This window comes from Vibrio sp. 10N.286.46.A8 (assembly GCF_041470165.1).
GTDB classification, from domain to species: Bacteria; Pseudomonadota; Gammaproteobacteria; order Enterobacterales; family Vibrionaceae; genus Vibrio; species Vibrio tasmaniensis_A.
Genome location: NZ_JBFRLX010000111.1, coordinates 1 through 4,002, shown reverse-complemented (window position 1 = coordinate 4,002; position 4,002 = coordinate 1). Strand labels below are relative to the sequence as shown.

General features: G+C 46.5%; 4 protein-coding genes and 1 pseudogene. All 5 read right to left on the bottom strand.

The annotated features are described in order from the left end of the window. Positions 1-41 precede the first annotated feature (41 nt). Positions 42-677 (bottom strand): endonuclease III, encoded by a 636-nt coding sequence (gene nth, locus AB4232_RS12065; RefSeq protein WP_102281089.1) that lies wholly within the window; start codon positions 675-677, stop codon positions 42-44. 206 nt (positions 678-883) lie between these two features. Continuing rightward, positions 884-1,576 carry an electron transport complex subunit E gene (locus AB4232_RS12060; protein WP_017088559.1) on the bottom strand — a complete coding sequence of 231 codons (693 nt, stop codon included), beginning with the start codon at positions 1,574-1,576 and terminating at the stop codon, positions 884-886. After that, positions 1,576-2,205: an electron transport complex subunit RsxG gene (gene rsxG, locus AB4232_RS12055; protein ID WP_269334948.1), complete on the bottom strand. Its 630-nt coding sequence runs from the start codon at positions 2,203-2,205 to the stop codon at positions 1,576-1,578. The genes AB4232_RS12060 and rsxG overlap by 1 nt, the downstream gene beginning before the upstream one ends. Positions 2,206-2,217: 12 nt before the next feature. After that, the gene (gene rsxD, locus AB4232_RS12050; RefSeq protein WP_372087189.1) at positions 2,218-3,264 is read right to left on the bottom strand and encodes an electron transport complex subunit RsxD; all 1,047 of its coding nucleotides are present in this window, start codon (positions 3,262-3,264) and stop codon (positions 2,218-2,220) included. Then, positions 3,264-4,002 (bottom strand): annotated as a pseudogene (locus AB4232_RS12045) (electron transport complex subunit RsxC); the annotation flags it as partial. The pseudogene AB4232_RS12045 and the gene rsxD, both read right to left, overlap by 1 nt.

The window sequence follows — 4,002 nt, the reverse complement described above, 5'->3', positions numbered from 1 at the left end:
TTAGCTTCTTAGCTTCTTCGCTTCATTCGCTTAGAGCTAGCCTAGACGTCGGTTTTTTCCTTGAACTCACACAAGTCTTCAATGATACAGCTGCCACAGCGTGGTTTACGTGCGACACAGGTGTAACGTCCATGAAGAATGAGCCAATGGTGGACATCCAGTTTGAATTCTTTTGGGATAACTTTAAGTAGTTTTGCTTCGACATCGTCGACGGTTTTACCCATCGCTAGCTTAGTGCGGTTTGATACACGATAGATGTGAGTATCAACGGCAATGGTTGGCCAACCGAAAGCGGTATTTAACACTACGTTTGCTGTTTTACGTCCAACACCTGGAAGGGCTTCTAATGCAGCGCGATCTTCCGGTACTTCACCATTATGTAGGTCAAGCAGCATACGACACGTTTTGATGGTGTTTTCTGCTTTTGAGTTAAATAGGCCGATGGTCTTGATGTACTCTTTTAAACCATCGACACCTAGGTCGAAAATAGCCTGTGGCGTATTGGCTACAGGGTACAGCTTATCAGTCGCCTTGTTCACGCTGACATCGGTTGCTTGTGCAGACAATAGAACGGCAATCAGCAGTTCGAATGGGCTATTCCAGTTAAGCTCGGTTTCTGGATTTGGATTGTTTTCTCTTAAGCGCTCAAGTATTTCTACTCGTTTTACATTGTTCATAGCGACATTACTTTCAAATAGTTAGGGCTTGAGTTCCGGCGAAGTTCTTTCAAACTTACTCGTTTTAAAATAACAAGTTTCGCAATGGTTCAGGCTTTATCATCGGTTACGCGCTCTTATGAGCGTCATTATTATGTGTACTTGGTCAATCTATTTACCTGCTGAGCGGTTGAGTTACTCAGCAAGATTTAAGCTACTGTAACTTATCAGGCATTGGTAACGCGAGCGCGTTCAATGGCTGGTTTTTCTTGTTTTGGCTGTCTAGATTTAGCTTGGTTATCGATGATGTTTTTCAAAGCAATTAAGAAACCAACACCAATAAAGGCACCGGGTGGAAGCAGGGCTAACAAGAAGCTGTTATCAAATTGGAATATCTGGATTCGTAACACCGAAGCCCAATCACCAAGGAGAAGGTCGGCGCCATCAAATAGGGTTCCGTTACCAATAACCTCACGCATCGCACCCAATACAACCAGTACTGATGTCATGCCAAGGCCCATCCAGAAACCATCTTGAGCAGCAGGCAAAACTTCATTTTTAGACGCGAAAGCTTCCGCTCGGCCAATAATGATACAGTTGGTTACGATCAATGGGATGAAGATACCCAAAGAGAGGTAAAGGCCATACGCGTAAGCGTTCATCAGAAGTTGAACACAGGTTACTAGTGAAGCAATGATCATCACGAACACTGGAATACGCACTTCTTTTGGCACATGGTTTCGAACCAAAGATACAGACACGTTCGAGCCGACTAGTACAAGCAAGGTAGCGATACCTAATCCAAGAGCGTTAGTCACAGTCGAAGAGACAGCCAACAGCGGACACAAGCCAAGGAGTTGCACTAGGGCAGGGTTATTGGCCCACATGCCATTTTTAATTAGTGTTTTATGGTCACTCATTATTCACCACCACAATTTAGAGGTTGAGCAAGCAATGCTTGGTTGTTTTGATTAACGTACAGCACCGCTTGTTTCACTGACTTAACGACAGCTCTTGGCGTAATGGTTGCGCCAGTGAACTGGTCAAAGTCACCACCATCTTTACGAACCTTCCAACGGTCAAGATTAGAATCCGTCACTTGCTTACCAGCAAATGAGAGAATCCAATCACTCACACGCAAATCAATCTTATCACCCAAACCTGGAGTTTCTTGGTGAGAAAGCACGCGAGTACCTAAAATCGTACCGTCAATTTTCATTCCAACAATAACTTTAATCGCACCGTTGTAGCCGTCTGGGGCAATCGCCTCGATCGCAATCGCACTTGGCTCACCATTGAGTTTAGCAATGTAAGCTGGCATCGCTTGTTCAGTGCCTAGCTCTTCTGCTTGAACGAGAGTACAAGATGAAAACAGTTCATTGTCGTGCAGATCGTGCGGGATCACTTGGTTAAGCACGGACAGTAACTGAGCCTGTTCTTGCTGCTTAATCTGATCTTTGGTCAGGTAGTGAGTTACCGCGACCAAACCTGTCGAAGCACACGCAAAAATTGCGAGTACAAGGCCGTTTTTCTTAATTGCATTTAGCATGGTATCCGCTCCTTAATGGCCGTATGTACGAGGTTTGGTGTAGTAGTCAATCAGTGGAACACACATGTTGGCTAACAATACAGCAAACGCTACGCCATCAGGGAAGCCACCCCAACTGCGGATGATAAAGACTAACCCGCCAATCATGGCACCAAATACTAAACGACCTTTCACTGTCGTCGAGGCTGAAACCGGATCGGTTGCAATGAAGAATGCACCAAGCATGGTTGCACCAGACAATAGATGAATGGTTGGAGAAGCGGTTTCACCAGGCGTCAGTACTAAGAACACTAGGCTAAATAGGGTCAAGCTTCCCAGAAACGCTACTGGGATATGCCATTGAATCACGCGTTGCTTGATAAGCACTAAGCCACCAATAAGGTAAGCAAGGTTTACCCATTCCCAACCCACGCCAGCTAACCAGCTAAATTGAGGTTGAGACAGAGCTTCAGACGCTGTGTTGCCTGCAGTTAATGCGGTTTTGAAGGCGTCGAGTGGCGTCGCCATTGTGGTGCCATCAATCCCTAAGCGTGCTTGTTGTAAAGACAAGCCTTCATTATTGAAACCAGTAAAGATCATCAAGAAGGAGTCAACAAAGCTCGTAGCTTCAGCAGTTAAACTGGTCGGCGCATTCCAGCTGGTCATTTGAACTGGGAATGAGATCAGCAAAACAACGTAAGCCACCATCGCGGGATTAAATGGGTTTTGCCCAAGGCCGCCATAAAGGTGTTTTGCGATGATGATAGCGAAGAACATACCTATTACTAGAATCCACCACGGAGAGTGTGGGGGAATAGCGACACTGAGCAGCCAAGCGGTCACAACCGCACTGTAATCTCGCAATGCCATCACAGGCGGACGTTTTCTTAGCAGCATTACAGCGGCTTCAAAGGTAACAGCAAGTGCAATAGCAAATACTAACTGGATGAGCGTACCCCATCCAAAGAAGTAGGTTTGAGCTAGTAGACCTGGCAATGCACAAATAGCGACCCATTTCATGAGATCAGGGGTGCTTCTACGATTGTGCGCGTGCGGTGAGCTGGCGATAAAGAAGGCCACTACTCTTTCTCCTCATTATTCTTTTTGTCTTGCTCTTGCTGCGCCTTTCTTGCTTTAGCACGAGCAATCGCTGCAGCAACCGCTGCTTTTTTAGGGTCGACTGGTTCTTGTTGAGTTTCAGCCTTTAATTCAACTACAGGTTCAACCACAGATTCAGGTATTTCTGCTGATTCTTCCTGTTTCGCTTGTTGTGCCTTTCTTGCTTTAGCGCGAGCTATTGCAGCGGCAACGGCAGCTTTTTTAGGATCCACTGGTTCTGATTGAATTTCAGCTTCCACTTCTACTTCAGGAGCGATTGCTTCTGCTTCGACCTGCTTAGCTTGCTGTGCTTTCTTCGCTTTAGCGCGAGCAATCGCGGCGGCAACTGCAGCTTTCTTAGGATCGACTGACTCTTGTTGAGTTTCAGCTTCAACTTCAACCACTAGTTCAGGAGTTTCTGCCGTTTCGTCTAGCTTAGCCTGCTGTGCTTTCTTCGCTTTAGCGCGAGCGATAGCGGCAGCGACAGCATCTTTCTTGGCATCGCCAGAACTTTTAACCGGAGCTTCGCTTTCTGTTGGAGTAGAAGATTCAGCTTGTTGAGCCTTCTTGGCTTTAGCGCGAGCAATGGCCGCAGCAACCGCGTCTTTCTTAGCGTCACCTGATTTTTCAACCGGAGCTTCAGAAGCTGACTCTGTTTGTTGCGCTTTCTTTGCTTTAGCGCGAGCGATGGCTGCAGCGACTGCATCTTTCTTGGCATCG

Bases quoted from the DNA above. Each gene is read 5' to 3' on its own strand.
- nth (WP_102281089.1), bottom strand. From the start codon at position 677: ATGAACAATGTAAAACGAGTAGAAATACTTGAGCGCTTAAGAGAAAAC.
- AB4232_RS12060 (WP_017088559.1), bottom strand. From the start codon at position 1,576: ATGAGTGACCATAAAACACTAATTAAAAATGGCATGTGGGCCAATAAC.
- rsxG (WP_269334948.1), bottom strand. From the start codon at position 2,205: ATGCTAAATGCAATTAAGAAAAACGGCCTTGTACTCGCAATTTTTGCG.